The organism is Variovorax sp. GW821-FHT09B05, from assembly GCF_059418265.1.
Genome location: NZ_JBWKPN010000018.1, coordinates 65,597 through 81,202 on the forward strand (window position 1 = coordinate 65,597; position 15,606 = coordinate 81,202).

Genomic DNA, 15,606 nt, shown 5'->3' on the forward strand with positions numbered 1-15,606 from the left:
TTCGCCGGTGTAGCTCAGTCGGTAGAGCAGCTCATTCGTAATGAGAAGGTCGGGTGTTCGATTCATCTCTCCGGCACCAAAACAGAAAGCCCCTGATTCGTAAGGATCAGGGGTTTTTTTGTTCCTGAGAACTCAAAGAGTGCTCAAAAAGCGCCAACCTCTCAACATATCTGATAGATAACGTTCACTAGGGATAGATTTCCCAGTGGGCTTGATGATCAACCGCAGTATCGGGAGGGACAAGCAGCCGCATTGGAACATTTTTGATCTCACCGTGCGAGCCTATCCACCATTGGACTGTTTCGTCGACTTCCCAAGTCTTATCGATGACTTCGTTGTATTGAATTGAGTGAACAAATATCCCCCTCACTGGCCGATCAACTTTGAATACATTAAGCAGCCCACGAATTTTCTCATCTCTTAAACGATCGGACTCACGTCCTTCGTGCGTCTCTACTGCCACATGAATGATCGACGGCCTATCTGATGGCAACTGTCTAACAGCGTCCACGAGCAGCCTTTTAACATCGCGTGCTTTTGCTGCAATGGATTCCCGCGCATCACACGCTCTGGTCCCTCCCATAGCCCAAGCAATCGCTTCAACAAAGCGACCAGATGGCAGAGCCTCGCATCCAGCAACAGTTGAATATTTTGCAAGCATTGCTATAGGCCCATTCGAATTTCGCGGAGCCCAGTCTCCACCAAGAAGTGATCGAAGCATGGACGAATTTTTCTTGACCCTGTTAGATGCCATATGCCTCAAAACTGATTTTCGATCTATTGGCCTTACCCGAATTGCCGCACACTGGTTATCAATTAATATCCGTTCTCCTTGCCCAAGTGCTACCGTTTCGGCGAGGATTTGAGTCAAGAAATTCTTCGGCAATTGCGTTAACTCTTGATGAAATATCATATCTATCCAAATCCACTGACCTGTAGCCTGAACTAGCTCTGGGACTCCCTCCCACATTTGCAAGAATGCTTGATGCTCGCGCTCACTATAGTTTGGTTTCCGAGATTGCCGTTTACATTCAACAAAAAACTCAAGCTCACCACGTCGAATCCTAAGATCTGGGGATTTAGATGGAGGCCTTGTTTCGAGCATCTCCACGTCCCATCCTTCGGCGGCGTAGTTTAGTGCCACTAATATTTCAAAAAGCACCCCATCAGGCGAGCTTCGGAATTCCAGAAGCGCCTCGGTAATTTTTTCTTCGAGCCGCACAACTTTCTTCTTGTGCACCAACAATCTTCCAATTGCTGAAAGCACAGGAAGCGTTCTTGCCGCCTGATTGGTCTCCTGGCACAGAGGGTCAGTTAGCGCAAGCTCGGCAAGCATGAGGTACCAAACGATTTCGTCTTGCGTATCTCTTATTGGACGAGCCTCTGCTAGGGTTGGGCCAATTGTTTGCCCCAAGCGTTCAATAACGGCAGCCTTACGCCTCTCCCACTCGCCTATGTCTAGTCGAGCAAGGAATGCGTCCAATGCGGCGCGTAGTGACAAACTAATGGGATCATTTACATCAAATCCCATCTCGTCATATAACTTTTTCTTGTTGCGTGCTATTGCTTCTTTGATTCGCTGCTCGGCAGTCCCGCGACGACGCGCTTCACCCATAATTGGCCTCTCTATTTCGTCCCGTTTAATATGCCACTCTTTTCATCTTGAAGGTGACACCCTTCACAAAACATCAGTCATTCATCAGGTTTTAAAATCCCATTACATAGACCATCAGAAAGTAATGCTATTTTTAGCAAAATTTCGCCATGGCTCTGTCGATTTTAGAAAATCCCCTCAATTTCAGTCTAGAACTGAAAAATATACTCGGCACCTGATTGTGTGAACGAATTTCAGAAAACTGTCAATCACCCGGAGTGACGTTCACCTCCCGCCCTCTCCCTCCTACGATCCTCCCCAAGCAAAGGAGCCAAGAGGATCGAAATGCCACAGTACTGCGTCAACAAGACAGCACAACTCAATGGCGACCATGAGGTACACGCACAGGGGTGCATTTTTTGGCCGCATCCGGTGAGCACGCTGTCGCTCGACTGGCACGAGGACTGCCGTTCGGCGATGCAGACGGCTCGGGCGTTCTATCGGCAGGTCAACGGCTGCCGCTACTGCTCGCCGGCATGCAACACGGGGCCGCGCGCGTCGAACGACGACATCGGGCCGATCAGCTATCGCGGAGCATCCAAAGAAGATTCGCGGCCGGAATTTCTCTCGGCCCACTCGCTGCGCCTGCGCGAGATCAAGCAGCGCCTGAGCTGCTGAGCGCGCCCGGGCCGCGCAGGACCTGAGGCGCCACCTCCTGCAGCAGGTCTTCGGCATCGCGCGTGAGGTCCGAAGCGATCCACATCATCATGTCGCGCCGCTTCGGGCCTATCTCCTCGAACCAGTCGCTGCCCATGCCGTAGCAACTGCTCAGCAGCGCATGCAGCTGGGACAACTTGTTCTCGAGTAGATCGAATGCATCCGGCGTGGTGGGCGGGATGAACGCGGAGGGCGCGGGGGCGCCGGCCATAATCTCTTCAGCCATTTGGTGTGCTCTCCTGCAAGGTATGTGCACGTCACTTGGTTAGACGGCCGGGGTGTTAGCGCACCTCGGCCGTCGCCTTTTGTGCCTCGCCTTCGCGCTTGATAGGGATGCTTGCGCGGGGCGTGACCCCTTGGAATGTAGGGAGAGAACGAAGACTAGGCTAGGCCCTGGGGATGAACAATTGTGGGCCGGTCGATGTCGGTGCCATTGACATGGCAGAGGTCAAGTTTCACCCTTGTGTCTCACCAATGAGTGGGGCACGAACGTCGTCACGCTCAACTGGCGCCCACTTCCGGCTGTCCCCCACTCAGATCCAATATCTGCCGGGCTAGCTTCTCGGCCGTGGAGCGCGCCCTTGCCCCAGAGGAAAGTTCGCATTCCCAGACGACAAACACCCGCCACCCAAGCTCCTCCAAGGAAGCACGGTTGCGAATGTCCCGTTTTACGTTGCGCTCGAACTTGTCCGTCCAGAACCGAGTATTGGTCTTAGGTGTCGTCGCGACATTGCAACCCTCGTGCCGATGCCAAAAGCAGCCGTGCACAAACACGGCAGCCTTCCGCCTTGGGAAAATCATGTCGGGCCTTCCAGGTAGCCCGGTGGGGTGTAGACGGTAACGAAGGCCTTGTGCATGCAGCAGCTTCCGCAACACGAGCTCAGGCTTGGTATCCCGACTCCGGATTCGGGACATCCGCTCCGATCGCTCCGCCTTGGTCAGGAAGTCCGTCATCTCGCTCGCCCCGTGGCTACGAATTTCCCGTAGTTTGCTGCATCAGCTCATAGAACGGTAGACCCCGGATCACCTCTCCTGAGGTATCGAACGACTTGTAAAGGCAGTAATGATTGGGCAGTGACTTAACACGCTCCGAAAGTTCGCCTAGCTCCGACGAAAGGCCCAGGGCCCCCAACTCAGTTGGGGTCACATTCGGCACCTTGTGGATGCACCAAGTCAGCAATGGCTCACGATAGTCGGTTGCCCCAACCTTGAAGTGCCGGAGGTACTGCGACGCGAGAATCACACCGACGCCGAACTCACGCCCCTGCAGCAGCAGCTTGCGCAGGACGTCGAATTCATACCGCATGATGTTGTCTGCCTCGTCTACAAGCAGGTATGAGTCGACGACTCGAAGCTGGGGCGAGGTACCCACGAAAGGCCGCTTGGGCGTCTTTAGCATGTTCTCGTAGAACATGTTGAGCATCACCGCGACCAGCATGTTCTTGCTGCGGTCGTCCTGGCCAAGCGCGTCAAGCGACACCACGACGACCCCGTCAAGGAATTGGTCGAAGGGCAGCGCCTCCTTGGGATCGCGCGTGAACACTTCCATGTCTACCAGATCGTCGATGATTGCCATCGGCGAATCCGATTTACCGCCGAGCAGCGCACGATACTCGGCGTGGATGTCGTAGATCGTTGGTGCACGCCCTTCTGGAGCGCACCCTTCGTAGGCATTGCGCACCGCATTCTTGAGCTTGTCACGTTGGACGGGACCGATGCCGCTGTATACCTTGTCAAGCACGTCGGCGAAGAAGCGAAATCGATCTAGCCATGGCGCCGGAGATTCACCCATCGTCGAGGTGTCGAACAAGTTGAGCGGCAACCGAGCTGGCTTGACCACCCTAGCGCCAGTAGCTGCAACGAAGTCCGCGCTACTGTAGTCTCGCTTGTAGTCGAAGATGAGGAGCCTCGGCTTGAGGCCGCGGTTTTCCTCAGCCGATGCGACGATCTGGTGGATCAGGGACTTTAGCAACTGCGTCTTGCCCGTTCCAAGGTCCCCAACCACGCCCATATTCAGCTGGTTTAGGCGGGTATCGGAGACATTGAGCGACACCGCGCGCGACTCAAAGCCGTCGACGGTACGGCCAACCGCCAAATGGATGCCTGTGCAATCGGCAGCATCGCCGCCCGTAACTGCGCCAAGCAAGCCCCGCGGCGTGACGGACTGCGCCGGCTCTCCTTCGCCTACAAGAACGTTCTCATCGGAATTTTCCCCATCGGGGCCGGGCACTTCCTCGCACTCCTTATTCTGTTGAAGCCCTGCTTCGTCTGGCATGGGCATGAGCTGCCAGTCACTAATCTTCGCACGTGCTTGCTCATAGAAAGCCTGTGCGTCACCCACGACAATCCTTGCAGCGTCCTTAGCAGCGATCACCACTGATTCAGAAAATCCGTCTTGATCCCAATCATGGCAGTCGCTCGTGTCGGAGCCGCCGACGACGATGAGGCGGCCGGCGCTATCGACCACGATGGACGACTCATCGCCTAGGATCGCGGACGCGATGCGCTCGTGGTACTCTGCCCACCGCGCAGCCTGGGCTCCAACCGCCCCATGTTGGCTATACACGCGCAACCCGAATCCGATCATCGAAAGCAAGAGATGCTGGTACGCCAGGCGCCACGCGGTCGACTGCCTCGCCCGGGTAGCCATAGCACGAAACAGCTCGGACATCGCCCTGGCTTGTGCAAGCGCTTCCATTGCCTCTGCCCTACCGAATCCCCCACCTTGTCGACACTTCACCTCGACTGGTGTAAGCCGGATCCGTACAGCGGAACCTCCGAGCCGTGCACCGACAATTAACAAGTCGGGCCGGGAGAGGGACGCCTCTTTCCCGAACGAGCGCGCCATATCGGTAAGGTAGCCCCGGAAAGGATCAACAGGCACGATGATGGCAACCCCGACGTCGTCCGCAGTACCGCCGATGATGGGCAGCAGGCTGGAAGGGTTGCCTGCTTCCCGGAACTCATCCTGGAGGAACCGGCCGGCCACAAACAAGCCCAGGTCGCCGGTAGCGCCAGAGTTGTCGCCGGACAAGCCTCGAACGGTAGGAACTCCGCGGCGCGCTACTTCGAGGAGGAGCTTCCCAACGGCCTCGTCACCCATGCCATTGCAGCCCGGGAGGTTCGACAACACACGCTTAAGTCTGTCGCGGTCGGCATCCTTGACTGTCGACAACAAGTAGTAGCCACTCGTGTCGCCAGCGCGGCTCGAATATGAGGGCAAGTCGTAGTCCCAGAGGTAGGCGCCATCAATCCATCCGGAAAGGAAGCATGCCGGATCGACGGCCGAGGACGACACTGCGACGAAGTCGGCCTTCTTCTCCTCTAGCATCCCCTGGACGGCATGGACGTTAGGCGCGAACCGCAGCCCGGTTCGGCGATCGAGCAAGCACTCGATCGCCAGCATGCATGCCATGACCTTGTCCGCGAGCACATCGCCACTAAGAGGCATCTGCCTTCCCTGGCGGGATTCACTGAGAAATGCTCCTGGCAATTGGCGGCGAACACGATGCCGGATCAGGCCAGCGAATCCGAGTGGCGACCGCATGCCAACATCCGTGGCCTCCGGTTCCGCGGAGTCCAATTGGGCGATGATGCCCAGATCTGGCTTCACGTCAGATGGCTGTCCATTGAACCAGCGGACCCGCCCCCCCGTGTCCTCAGCAAGATTCGAGATCGTCGCTTCGTCAGGCTTCGACTCAGGCGGACGTGTATCAAACACTTCCAGCATGCGCGGACCCAACCCCCGGGCCACGCCGCCGTTCCCAAACCGCTTGGAGGACCACGCCACCAGCCCCTCGTTGCAAGCATCCGTCGCTCCCCCCGCACTCGAGACTACCAAGTTGACAAGGGGCTTGGCAGCTAGGAGATCAGAGACATCCTCAAGAGCCCTAGCTACTTGAGCGGAGCTGAATCCACTTGAGATTCCACCGACCGTGATCCCGAAGGCGTGGTCAAATGGCGGCTTGCTGCACCGGTCAGCAAGCTGCCGTAGACGCTTGCCGTTCCAGAGCACGGACCAGTAATCGGAGCTGCACTCGACCGAAATGAAATCCTCCCAGTCGATGCCACCGGGCGCCTGCAACGCAAGTGTCAGCAAATCAGGCACGCAGTCGGGATCGAGCACGCTCGCGGCAGGGCACGGCATCAGCGTGTCGCCCTCCACCGCTTCGTGCAGGACTTGCTGCGCAACGCAGTGCCACGCAAGGCGCAATGGATGCAGTGGCGATAGCAGGACAGCATCAGGGATGCGGGAGAGGGTCCGCCCGTCCGGCTCGACCGAGGCGACGGCGATCAGGTCGACCCAGCAGGCGATGTCCGGATCCGAGGAGATCCAAGCACCGTAAGAATCGAGGTAGGCCTCGACCCACCCTTTGAACTCAGGATCGCGAGAGATCCAAGCACCCAGCGTTGCCAACTCCAGCAGGCCGGATTGTTCGTCGGTCTCTCTGATACGCCTGGCAATCTCCTTTCTTGCCTCGATGAACTTCGCCGGTGGAACGAACAAGGCCGGCGCAGGACGGGGGTCGTGGAGGAAACGGCCCTTGGATAGCACCGTCCCGCCGTCCTCGCTCCAGTTAGGAGGAGCCCAAGCATCAGCATAGTCCTCTGCCAGAACCAGAGGCAAGAAAGAAAGCCCGACGCTTTGCTCGTCGAGGAGCCAAGACTGGAGACTGGATATCCGAGCATGCCTGTCCACTTGGACCACCGACTTTCCGTCAATGCGCTCCAGATGCTTGCGGTTGAGCTTGATGAGGCGCTCGAACTCGCTGCGACAGCCTTCCACTGCGATGTCCGTGCAGGTCACGTACACACGGCATGTCTCCGAGGTGCCTTCACCGGACCGACGATGGCGGATGTCAACCTGATACTTGCCATCCGCGTCGATCTCGATCTGATACTCCCCCTCCTTGACGAGAACGGCTTTGAGCTCCTCACGCGCCTCATCGACCTCAGTCGCATCGTCCCCGACCCCGGTCACACTTTCGATAGAGACATCTGTCGAGATAAATACAACGAGCTCGTAACGCCCGGAACCAGGCACAACAAGCGTGGTCTCGAGCTCGGGGCCTGATGCGAGTCGGCGTGCTAGCTTTTTTGGCGGCGACAGCTTGCTCGCCATACGGCAACACACCAGGATCCCCGGCGCCCAATGATCCAGCGAAATAACCTTGATCGATGCCGATTTAAAGTCCTCGGCTGCAGCCTTGTATGCAATGGGAGCTTTGTGGCCAGGCACTCCTTCATCATGATGGCTGAAGCTGCCATCTTGGCTGGCGGTAAGCACGGTTACCTGCTTGGTCCGCGCGTTTCCAGCATTCCGTTCCAAGCCTATCGCCCCGGGCACCGGCCTGCCCGCACCACCCGCAGTAATCGACAGCACCACACCATCACGAACGATCGCCGGCATGCCACGTCCGACAGGAAAGATGGCATTCGTACATTCGATGTGCAGGTCACCCGCTTCCAAGGGCTCTTCCGCCATGAGCTCCAACCACTTCTCCGCGGTGAGGATTTCCCACCAAGAAGGGGGCGGCGCAACTTCCGGGCCACTCCCGGGCAAATAGAATGCGGGGGTCGCACGCTCGAACGCGGTCGGCACGTCGCATCCATTGCGCAGATGAGCAAGGAACTCCTCCAACGCCGCACTAACCTCGGTAGGCGCCCCTTGTCGCAGCTGGGCGATGCCAGTCCCAAAACCATCGGCTAGGGTAGTCGCCAGTTGGCTGAGGACGTCGTGAAGAGTCTTCGCCGAGAGGCGGGTCGAGCTTGATGGCAAGCCACACGCGAGCGCGACGGCTTGCCACGGCTCCAGGCCAAGGCCTGCGGAACGGATCGAAAAGAGGCGCGACAGCAAGAGCCATGCGGCCGCGTGCGTCCCGTCACTCTCGTCTACGTCGTCGATAGCTTCGGCCGCAACACTTGCCAACTCACGCGCCTCCCTAAGGACATCACCGGCGAGCCCGACTCCCTCCAGCGCCTGAGTAAGCAGGTCCCGGATAAAAGCGTCCCCCCACCATTCGCTGAACGGGGCATGACTGCTGTTGTTCTGGGCGCCGACACCGAACTCGTCGGTTGTTGAGGCCACGGACTTATTGTGGTGCTGACCTGGCGGCACCAGCGCTACAAAGCTCGGGTTGTGCGGATCGTTGCGCAGGGTAAGCAAGTGACCTTCGTCGCAGATGCCCGACTCGCCGCCCCTGGGGTTGCTGACCCAATCGCCGCTAGGCGGGGCTTGCAGGAGGATGGGTAGCGCCAAGGACACGCCGTCTGCATTCCGGATTCCAATGCCACCTCCAGCGATCAAGGCCTCATAGGCTGAACGTAGGAGTGACAGCGGAGGCCCGTGGAATATGAAACGAGTCTCCAGACGTCCACCACTGCGCCCGGAAGTAGCATCGATGACTTTGTTGCGGATGTATGCGGCTAGCGCTTCGGAAAGTTTGTTCATTCTTAGCGGGCCTCGTTGGCCGGCGCGCTAGCTACCGGGAAAGGTGGGAGCAGCAACATTCCACTCTCGGCATCTGGACTGTCCAGCACCAGTCCCAACATCCTCAGTTGGTGCCCAAGGTCACTGCTGACGATGTCGTTCCGGTCAATGGATACGCCGTAGGCCGCGAGATGCCGGACCAATCGCTGTATCGACCGCGGTCCCTCCATCCCCGCGAGAGCACAATGCGTGAGCGCAAGGACTGAGACAGGTCCGAGGGACACTACCCAAGGGCTAGACTGACTGCTGCCCTTTTTCTTGAGAACGTATCCCTGGTCATATCCGCGCAGCAATGGGTTGTCGGCATCCCTCCTGCCTAGACAATGGCGCGCAAACTCCATTACGTTCGAGCCAATCCCCTTCTTGCATAGCAATGCACGAGCTTCGCTTTCTAGAATCTCAGGAATTGCTTTCTCGATTCCTGCCTTCACCAGGCCACCACGGTTTTGGCGCACATGGCTACATAGCGCGCGTACGTTCTCACTTGTCGAGATCGTGGTTTCGAAAGGCTTGCCCGCCTCTTCCAAGGACCAAAGGACTGCATTGATGCCGAGCCGAGCCTGCAAGTAGCCAGATACCAGGTCCTTGAGCCCCATCAGGGCCTTGCCACCATAGACCATGTACTGGGGAACCTCGGGGAACACTGGTATCGAGGGGGCCGCAGCAGTAGCCATTTGGCCGCTTACCGCCTCCCTGACATTGCGCCAGACCCTTGCCTGCACATCGCATATCCACGCAACATGGGCAACGGCTGCAAGCCTAACAACAGCCTCCAGCAAGCTGGTCCACTGGCGCCGCGTCATCACGTCCTTCGCCGCAATGATGGAGGCCAGATCCCTGGTGAACTGCCGCGCGGGCGACCCCGCTCCACCGAGACCTGCGAGCGCCCCGGCTTCATCAGACGGAGGGAAGTCGATATGCCACGGCGGGGATGGGGCCGCCCATGCACTGGCCTCCTGCTGAAGCCAGCGCGCAAAAACATCGTCGCTCTCGCCTACGCCCATTGCGATGAACAATGCCTCCCACAGCGATCTCGCGGAGGCATCGTCCACGGCACCCAGCCAGACCATGCGCCGCACGAGACTCCCTGCTGGCCACGAGTTGCTACTCAAGCGAGCGGAACCTGAAAAGGCTGCAAGCGCCGGCACTAGTGGCGAGACTTGGAGAAACCGCTTGGACGATTGATTGGGCAACTTGGGGCTCTCGAGCACCCCATGGATCACAGTGTTCCAAGTGTCCGCCCGAACCAAGGAGCCTGAAGGGGCGGAACGCCTCCGGCGGTGCTTTTGCACAAGCTTGTCGTGGTCCTTGCCGGCCTGCGGGACACCCCGCTCGCCAAGAGCTCCGAAACCGATGGTCCTGTACAAAGAAGAGACTAGAACGTCTGAGCTCGCGTATTCAGGCGCAGGGCTCATCGCCAGCGCTGACTTTTCGTAGCTGGAGTGAGAGGTGCGCCACGGACTATCCTTGAACTTGGCGAGCGTCATGCGCGAGTCCTTTCCGTCCGAGCCGTGAAACCGTCCCAGGTCTTGGCAACAACGGTACCGTCCATACCGATACGGATCTTGGAACGCCGCAGGACTTCGGCGTCACGGACAATGCGTCCCGCCAGCCGCGCGCGAGTGGTATCCAGGAGGGCAACGACAGTCCTAGGCAGGGATGCTGGAGATAGCCCGCGTTCGAGCTCACTGACAGCCTTGAACAGGTCGTAGGTTAGCGCGATGGACTGCGCGGACTGGCCGTTGCCTACCTCCAGGAAGCAGATGGGAGAGCTTGGCCGGCCTTCCTCCTGGCGCCGCGCGACGCCCACCCGCTGGCTTGACACGACGAGCGTCGCTTGGCGCTGGGCGGGCGGCAGCGGCTGGCCAAATGTTGTCGTCAAAGACACCTCGAAGTCCTGCCCGTTGTTTAGCAGTCGCTCAACTTGATCTGCAACGTCGTGAAGCGCGTTGCTCCTGTCATCCTCTACCACCTGCTGGAAGGCGGCGAGGACACCGGCATGCGGCACCACCGCGCAACGTGTGCATATGCTTCGACGCACCAGTCGCCCCGCAAAGTCGCGAAGCAATTGCTGGATGCGGCTGGCCACGGCTGGCCTCTTGCGACGCACCTCGGGATAGGTCAATTGGTCATCTGCAATTGCTAGTCGCTTGAGCAGGTCGAGTTCATTGGGAGCAAGCACCTGATATCGACGGATGAACTCAATCCCCTCTTGCACGGACCTGCTGAAGCGGATGTCGATTTCACGCAGCATGACCGTAGTGCGGCCGCTTACCGCGACTTCGCTATCCGGGTTTGCAAGGGCGGGGTCGAGCAGGTCTACCAGTCCTTCCAACAACGGGGCGATGGTCGCGGGAAGGTATGGCGCGCGACGCTCATGCAGAAATTGCTGAAAGCCCGCAAGGGTGCGGTCATTTTCGAGCCCCAGCTCCTTGAGATCCCTGCGGAGGGCCACGGAAGCCTCGCGGTCCCAACGGTGGAACAAGGCGTGCTGATAGCTCGACATCGTGACACGAAATGGGGCAGCCCATGCCTGCTTGGACAAGCGCTTTCCACCCGGCGCATCCTTGTCCAATTCGATGAGTCCAGCTGCCCATGCGCAGGGATCCCCGTGCACCGCATCGCGGGTCGACAAATGTCCCGCGAGCAAATAGGAAGTCAACGAAAACAAGTCTCGAAAGCTCCAGCGTTTGCCGCTAGCCAACTCGTTCCATCGCAAGATCTGCAGCAAAGCATCTCGCGGGCCTTGTTGCGACAGCAAAGACTGACTGTGGCAAAAGGGACATTTGTCACCCGCTGCGCAAGAGCCGAACGCTCGCCACGACTCGAATTTCGTAGCCTGCAGTAGGAGGGCCTCGGCGGGGGATATCGCTTGACCGGCCGGTTTCACAAGCAGCGATTCGGCGTCCATGGGCCACACCGCGATCCCCGGGTAGCCCTTGAGCGGCCAGCACGAAGGTGCATCCGCAGCAAGGCTGACCGCGCGGGTGATCGCCTCTAGGACCTTCTCGGATGCATCCAATCCATTTTCCAGCGCGTAGATCAGCGCATCGTCCAGCACGCCACGATTGACGCAGCACAGGTACACGCCGGCGGCGCCTCGCTCCGCAAGGCTGTCGAGCTCCTCGATAAGCAGGTTGGCGGCAGGCACCCCTTCCCTACCGACCGTAGTTGAGGCGTCCTGGACAACACTCAGATGAAGCTCCCGAGGAGGGTTCGCAAGCGCGCCCGCGTCTACCTCGACCACTCGTGGAATCCCACCCACGCGATGAAATGAATGGGTCAGCTGTCCTGCCAGACGGCCCTCACATCCTAGGCTCGCATCCAACCAAAGGATGGTCGATTCGATCGCTTCGGTCTTCCCATTACCCGGCCCGCCGACTAGAAGTACAACCCTCGGGCAGGATGAATCGCCCGAAGCCAGTGAACGGGCCCACGCCTCCAAACGCACTAGCAGGTTGGTCTTAAGTAAGTCCTTCGCCGGACGACCGCTGTTGCTATCGAAAAGTCGCTTGACCCCTCCTGAATGGCTCCCAGCCCAATCCACCAGCGCGCGCGGAAACACGGGTGCGGGCCCATGCTGAACACCCGATATTGTCGGCATGAGCCATCACTCCTATGCGAAGACCATTTCGTCGAGCACGGCCACCTCGCAATCTGCAGCCGCGGGCTTTTCTCCAAGACCCTGCTGGGAAGCATCGAGCACAGCCCTGATGGCAAGGCCGATGGCCCGCGCGAGCAACGGTGGCACCGCGTTACCCACCTGGGTATATCGAGGACATTCCTTCATTCGCCGATCCCCGCCAGTCGTGAACTTGCCCCGGAATTGGAACCAGTCGGGAAACGACTGCAGTCGGGCACACTCACGGACGGTGAGGATTCTGGGCTCGGCATAGTGCAGCACATCGTCGGGTAACGTGGTGATCGTCGGGGCAGGATCCAAGGGAGCCATCGGGAAGATCCGGTGCTTCTTGGTGCTGTACTGCTTGCGGTCCGCCTCGCTGACGCGAACTCCCCGCGGGCACTCCTTGAGTATCCGGGCAAAGCGTTCACGGACGACATCGCTATGCCGAGCCAATCGCATGCTGTCCATCGCATCCTTGCGGCAACCCTTGTGCATCAGTTCTTGATACCGGGTCAGTGGCTCGTTGTACTCGATCTCGACGAATCCCTTGGGCGACCTTGGGTCTACACACGCTTTCGTGAGACTGCGCTTCGTCGCCAGATCAGATATTGCCTCGCACGCCGCGACCGTCTCGGTTAGCCTCAGCTCCTTCAATTGATCGATGCGCATGCGCTCTAGCTCCTTGAAGGCTTGAAGGACTCCCCCCTCGAGCGAGGCAGCCACGTCTGCTCTCAAGCCAATCACTATGAGCCGCGTACGCCTCTGCGGCACGCCGAAGCGCGATGCATCGACCAACTCCGCATGAACGTGATAGCCGATGCCTTCCAGGCTCCTCTTTAGCTTCTCGTAGTAGGACTCCGTTGTAGCCGCGTCCTCCTCATCGGCGGCCCCTCTCTTTGAATGGGCGAACTTCATGCCAGGAACATTCTCGACCACTAGCGCGGAAGGCTTGATTGCCTTCACGACCTCGACGTACTTCTTGAAAAGCTGGTTGCGCGGATCGGCCTCATTGCGGCGACCAGCGAAGCTGAAGCCCTGACAGGGTGGCCCCCCCGCCATAACCTCCACGACACCTTCGAGCTGGGCTAGATCCTCAACATGCTTTTCAAGAAGCTCGTCGATCGGCCAAGCACGTTGCTCGAGCCATTCAGGCCAGGCGAACTTCCCGACAGGCAACTTGCGCTTGTCCAGGAAGTTCGCGGCAAAGGTTTCGAAGGCCATCGCGTCACGCTCGATGGCGAACTTCCCTTCTAGCCCAGCCATGGCGAGCCCAAGGGAAAGGCCCCCGCACCCAGAAAACAAATCAACAAACTTGTAGGTACTCATCTCGCTCTGCTTACTTCGTTGGCTAGGACACACCTGTATGCCTGCTGGTTGATTCAAGGAGACCACGGCGGCCCAGCGTGGTGGAGGCCCCTTGCCTAGGCACGAAAAATGTGGGGCACGTTCTCAAGATCTCCTCGCCTATACCCCGGGCCATCCAAGATGGCAGCGTCGACCGGCATGCAGCCAGCATTGACCAGTCCCTGCCGGAAAGAGCGAGGCGCAGCTTGGAAAACGTGGTGGACATGTTGCCTGGACCTCTCCACGCCATCGCGCGAATAGCAGAACCGGCCGGCTCGCCTGCCATCGCGAGCATCCAACTTGGTGCATGCGTTAGCACGACCTTGTCCCGTTCGAGCAACAGGATCCTGGATCGCCCTGAGGTAACGTAGCCCGAAGACCCGCGCGTTTGGCTAGCAAGCCCTAGAGAGACGGCTGACGCCATTCCATCAGGCACGATGATTTCGCCGGAGATCGCCGCCAGCGCCTCGACCACCTTCGAGACGGCCGGCGCGGTGTAGCGCCCTCCGGGTTGTGCAGGAAAAACGTAGGCACCTCTGTCAATACGAATGAGATGCCCATCCCTTGCTAGCCTGGAGAACGCCTGATCAACTGCCGTGCGACTCCCCATATGGAGGAACTCCTTCGGCGAGAGAACCCTGGCTTCGAGAGGATCATTTGCGTGCGCAAGTATTGCCTGAGGCAGGGTCATCATGATATTTAAGTGTCAGAATCATAGGGTCGTTTCTGACATCCTGGGAATCAGATGGCCAATTATTTCCAAGGACCTCGATGACCCGCGCCGCTGCCGCAGCGTACGGCAATCGCCTTCACCACGGCAGGTCATAGGCTCGTGACGGCATCACCTGCGACAGAAGGTCGGGCGCTACCTTGGGCTCGATACGCATCGAACGCTCCGCTAATGCATGCGCGCCGCCTGTCAGCCCGACATCAACGCCCAAAACCGCTCGAAGTAGTCCCCACTCCACCGCCCATAAACCTCCGCATCGAGGTTCTCGATCTTGTAGAGATCGTTCGCATCGAAGTGCGAGAACAGGCAGCGCAGCGTGCCCAGCATCACCCAGTGCGCGAGCCGGCGGTCCTGCACGCTCACCTCGTCCTGACCCAGCACGCATTCGATGTCGGCGATGAGCGGCACGAGCAGCGCCTCGTCGAACACTCGGTCCTCGAACAGCGCGTGGCAGAAGGTGCCTTCGATCTCTTCGTTCTTGTTGTTGCGCAGGTTCTCGCGCGCAGCCTCGACGGTTCGGCCCGGTCCACTCGGCGGCTTGCCTGCCTCGAAGCTCACTTCGCTTCAGCCAGGATACGCGCGGCGGTCACTCGGCGGCCTGCCATTCGACGATCCAAGGATGCGTGCGCAGCTCGGACGCCAGCCGCGCCAAGGCCTGCAGGAAGGCGTCGCGCACGCCGAGCAGCATGGTCGCGATGGCCTGCCCCTCGAACGCCTCGACCTCGGGCACGGGCTGCCAATCGGTGCGACTGACGCAGCGCACGGTATAGCCCGAGCCTTGCGGCTGCAGCTCGAGCGTTCGCTCGATGCCTTGTTCGTACAGATCGATCTCGGCCTCCTCGCCGCTTCGCACGGCCCTCAAAGCATCGGGCAGTTGTTCGAGAAACACGGCCAGATCGGTGCGCACATCCACGGGCCAGCGATCCTGGCCGAAGCCTGCAATCAGAAACTCCGCATGGCCTTCGAGCGCCTCGCAAGCATCCGCGAGGATCGAGCGCACGTCGTCGTCGTTCGGGTCGTAGGTGCGAGCTGCCAGCGCGCCGGCCGGCAGGTCGGTCCCCACTCTGAGTTCAATATGCATCGGGCGAATCTCTTTGCTTCCAGCA

At 59.2% G+C, this 15,606-nt stretch carries 11 protein-coding genes and 1 tRNA gene; 2 read left to right on the forward strand and 10 right to left on the reverse strand.

Annotation, left to right across the window (positions count from 1 at the left end; genetic code table 11):
• Positions 1 to 3 precede the first annotated feature (3 nt).
• A tRNA-Thr gene (locus tag AC07RM_RS34035) sits at positions 4 to 79 on the forward strand.
• Between the two features lie 108 nt (positions 80 to 187).
• Here the strand turns inward: AC07RM_RS34035 and AC07RM_RS34040 are convergent.
• Positions 188 to 1,615: a hypothetical protein gene (locus AC07RM_RS34040; protein ID WP_495337286.1), complete on the reverse strand. Its 1,428-nt coding sequence runs from the start codon at positions 1,613 to 1,615 to the stop codon at positions 188 to 190.
• 324 nt (positions 1,616 to 1,939) lie between these two features.
• On the opposite strand from AC07RM_RS34040, the gene AC07RM_RS34045 reads away from it, so the two are divergent.
• Positions 1,940 to 2,272 (forward strand): hypothetical protein, encoded by a 333-nt coding sequence (locus tag AC07RM_RS34045; RefSeq protein ID WP_495337287.1) that lies wholly within the window; start codon positions 1,940 to 1,942, stop codon positions 2,270 to 2,272.
• Here the strand turns inward: AC07RM_RS34045 and AC07RM_RS34050 are convergent.
• From AC07RM_RS34050 to AC07RM_RS34090, 9 genes are all read right to left on the reverse strand, one after another.
• Complete coding sequence (locus AC07RM_RS34050) at positions 2,250 to 2,537, reverse strand: hypothetical protein (protein ID WP_495337288.1); 288 nt, start codon at positions 2,535 to 2,537, stop codon at positions 2,250 to 2,252. The genes AC07RM_RS34045 and AC07RM_RS34050 overlap by 23 nt on opposite strands.
• 275 nt (positions 2,538 to 2,812) lie before the next feature.
• Positions 2,813 to 3,265 carry a very short patch repair endonuclease gene (locus AC07RM_RS34055; RefSeq protein WP_495337289.1) on the reverse strand — a complete coding sequence of 151 codons (453 nt, stop codon included), beginning with the start codon at positions 3,263 to 3,265 and terminating at the stop codon, positions 2,813 to 2,815.
• Positions 3,266 to 3,281: 16 nt separating this feature from the next.
• Positions 3,282 to 8,762 (reverse strand): ATP-binding protein, encoded by a 5,481-nt coding sequence (locus tag AC07RM_RS34060; protein ID WP_495337290.1) that lies wholly within the window; start codon positions 8,760 to 8,762, stop codon positions 3,282 to 3,284.
• Between the two features lie 2 nt (positions 8,763 to 8,764).
• Positions 8,765 to 10,288 (reverse strand): hypothetical protein, encoded by a 1,524-nt coding sequence (locus AC07RM_RS34065; RefSeq protein WP_495337291.1) that lies wholly within the window; start codon positions 10,286 to 10,288, stop codon positions 8,765 to 8,767.
• On the reverse strand, positions 10,285 to 11,952 hold the full coding sequence (locus AC07RM_RS34070; protein ID WP_495337292.1) for a hypothetical protein: 1,668 nt from the start codon (positions 11,950 to 11,952) through the stop codon (positions 10,285 to 10,287). The genes AC07RM_RS34065 and AC07RM_RS34070 overlap by 4 nt, the downstream gene beginning before the upstream one ends.
• A 465-nt stretch (positions 11,953 to 12,417) precedes the next feature.
• Entirely contained in the window at positions 12,418 to 13,752 is a 1,335-nt protein-coding gene (locus AC07RM_RS34075; protein WP_495337293.1) for a DNA cytosine methyltransferase, read from the reverse strand.
• 22 nt (positions 13,753 to 13,774) lie between these two features.
• A complete protein-coding gene (locus AC07RM_RS34080) occupies positions 13,775 to 14,464 on the reverse strand; it encodes a DUF6088 family protein (protein ID WP_495337294.1) in 690 nt (229 codons plus the stop codon).
• Between the two features lie 225 nt (positions 14,465 to 14,689).
• On the reverse strand, positions 14,690 to 15,058 hold the full coding sequence (locus tag AC07RM_RS34085; RefSeq protein WP_495337295.1) for a hypothetical protein: 369 nt from the start codon (positions 15,056 to 15,058) through the stop codon (positions 14,690 to 14,692).
• A 28-nt stretch (positions 15,059 to 15,086) separates the two neighbouring features.
• Entirely contained in the window at positions 15,087 to 15,581 is a 495-nt protein-coding gene (locus AC07RM_RS34090; protein WP_495337296.1) for a hypothetical protein, read from the reverse strand.
• Positions 15,582 to 15,606 lie beyond the last annotated feature (25 nt).

Bases quoted from the DNA above. Each gene is read 5' to 3' on its own strand.
- AC07RM_RS34040 (WP_495337286.1), bottom strand. From the start codon at position 1,615: ATGGGTGAAGCGCGTCGTCGCGGGACTGCCGAGCAGCGAATCAAAGAA.
- AC07RM_RS34045 (WP_495337287.1), top strand. From the start codon at position 1,940: ATGCCACAGTACTGCGTCAACAAGACAGCACAACTCAATGGCGACCAT.
- AC07RM_RS34050 (WP_495337288.1), bottom strand. From the start codon at position 2,537: ATGGCTGAAGAGATTATGGCCGGCGCCCCCGCGCCCTCCGCGTTCATC.
- AC07RM_RS34055 (WP_495337289.1), bottom strand. From the start codon at position 3,265: ATGACGGACTTCCTGACCAAGGCGGAGCGATCGGAGCGGATGTCCCGA.
- AC07RM_RS34060 (WP_495337290.1), bottom strand. From the start codon at position 8,762: ATGAACAAACTTTCCGAAGCGCTAGCCGCATACATCCGCAACAAAGTC.
- AC07RM_RS34065 (WP_495337291.1), bottom strand. From the start codon at position 10,288: ATGACGCTCGCCAAGTTCAAGGATAGTCCGTGGCGCACCTCTCACTCC.
- AC07RM_RS34075 (WP_495337293.1), bottom strand. From the start codon at position 13,752: ATGAGTACCTACAAGTTTGTTGATTTGTTTTCTGGGTGCGGGGGCCTT.
- AC07RM_RS34080 (WP_495337294.1), bottom strand. From the start codon at position 14,464: ATGATGACCCTGCCTCAGGCAATACTTGCGCACGCAAATGATCCTCTC.
- AC07RM_RS34090 (WP_495337296.1), bottom strand. From the start codon at position 15,581: ATGCATATTGAACTCAGAGTGGGGACCGACCTGCCGGCCGGCGCGCTG.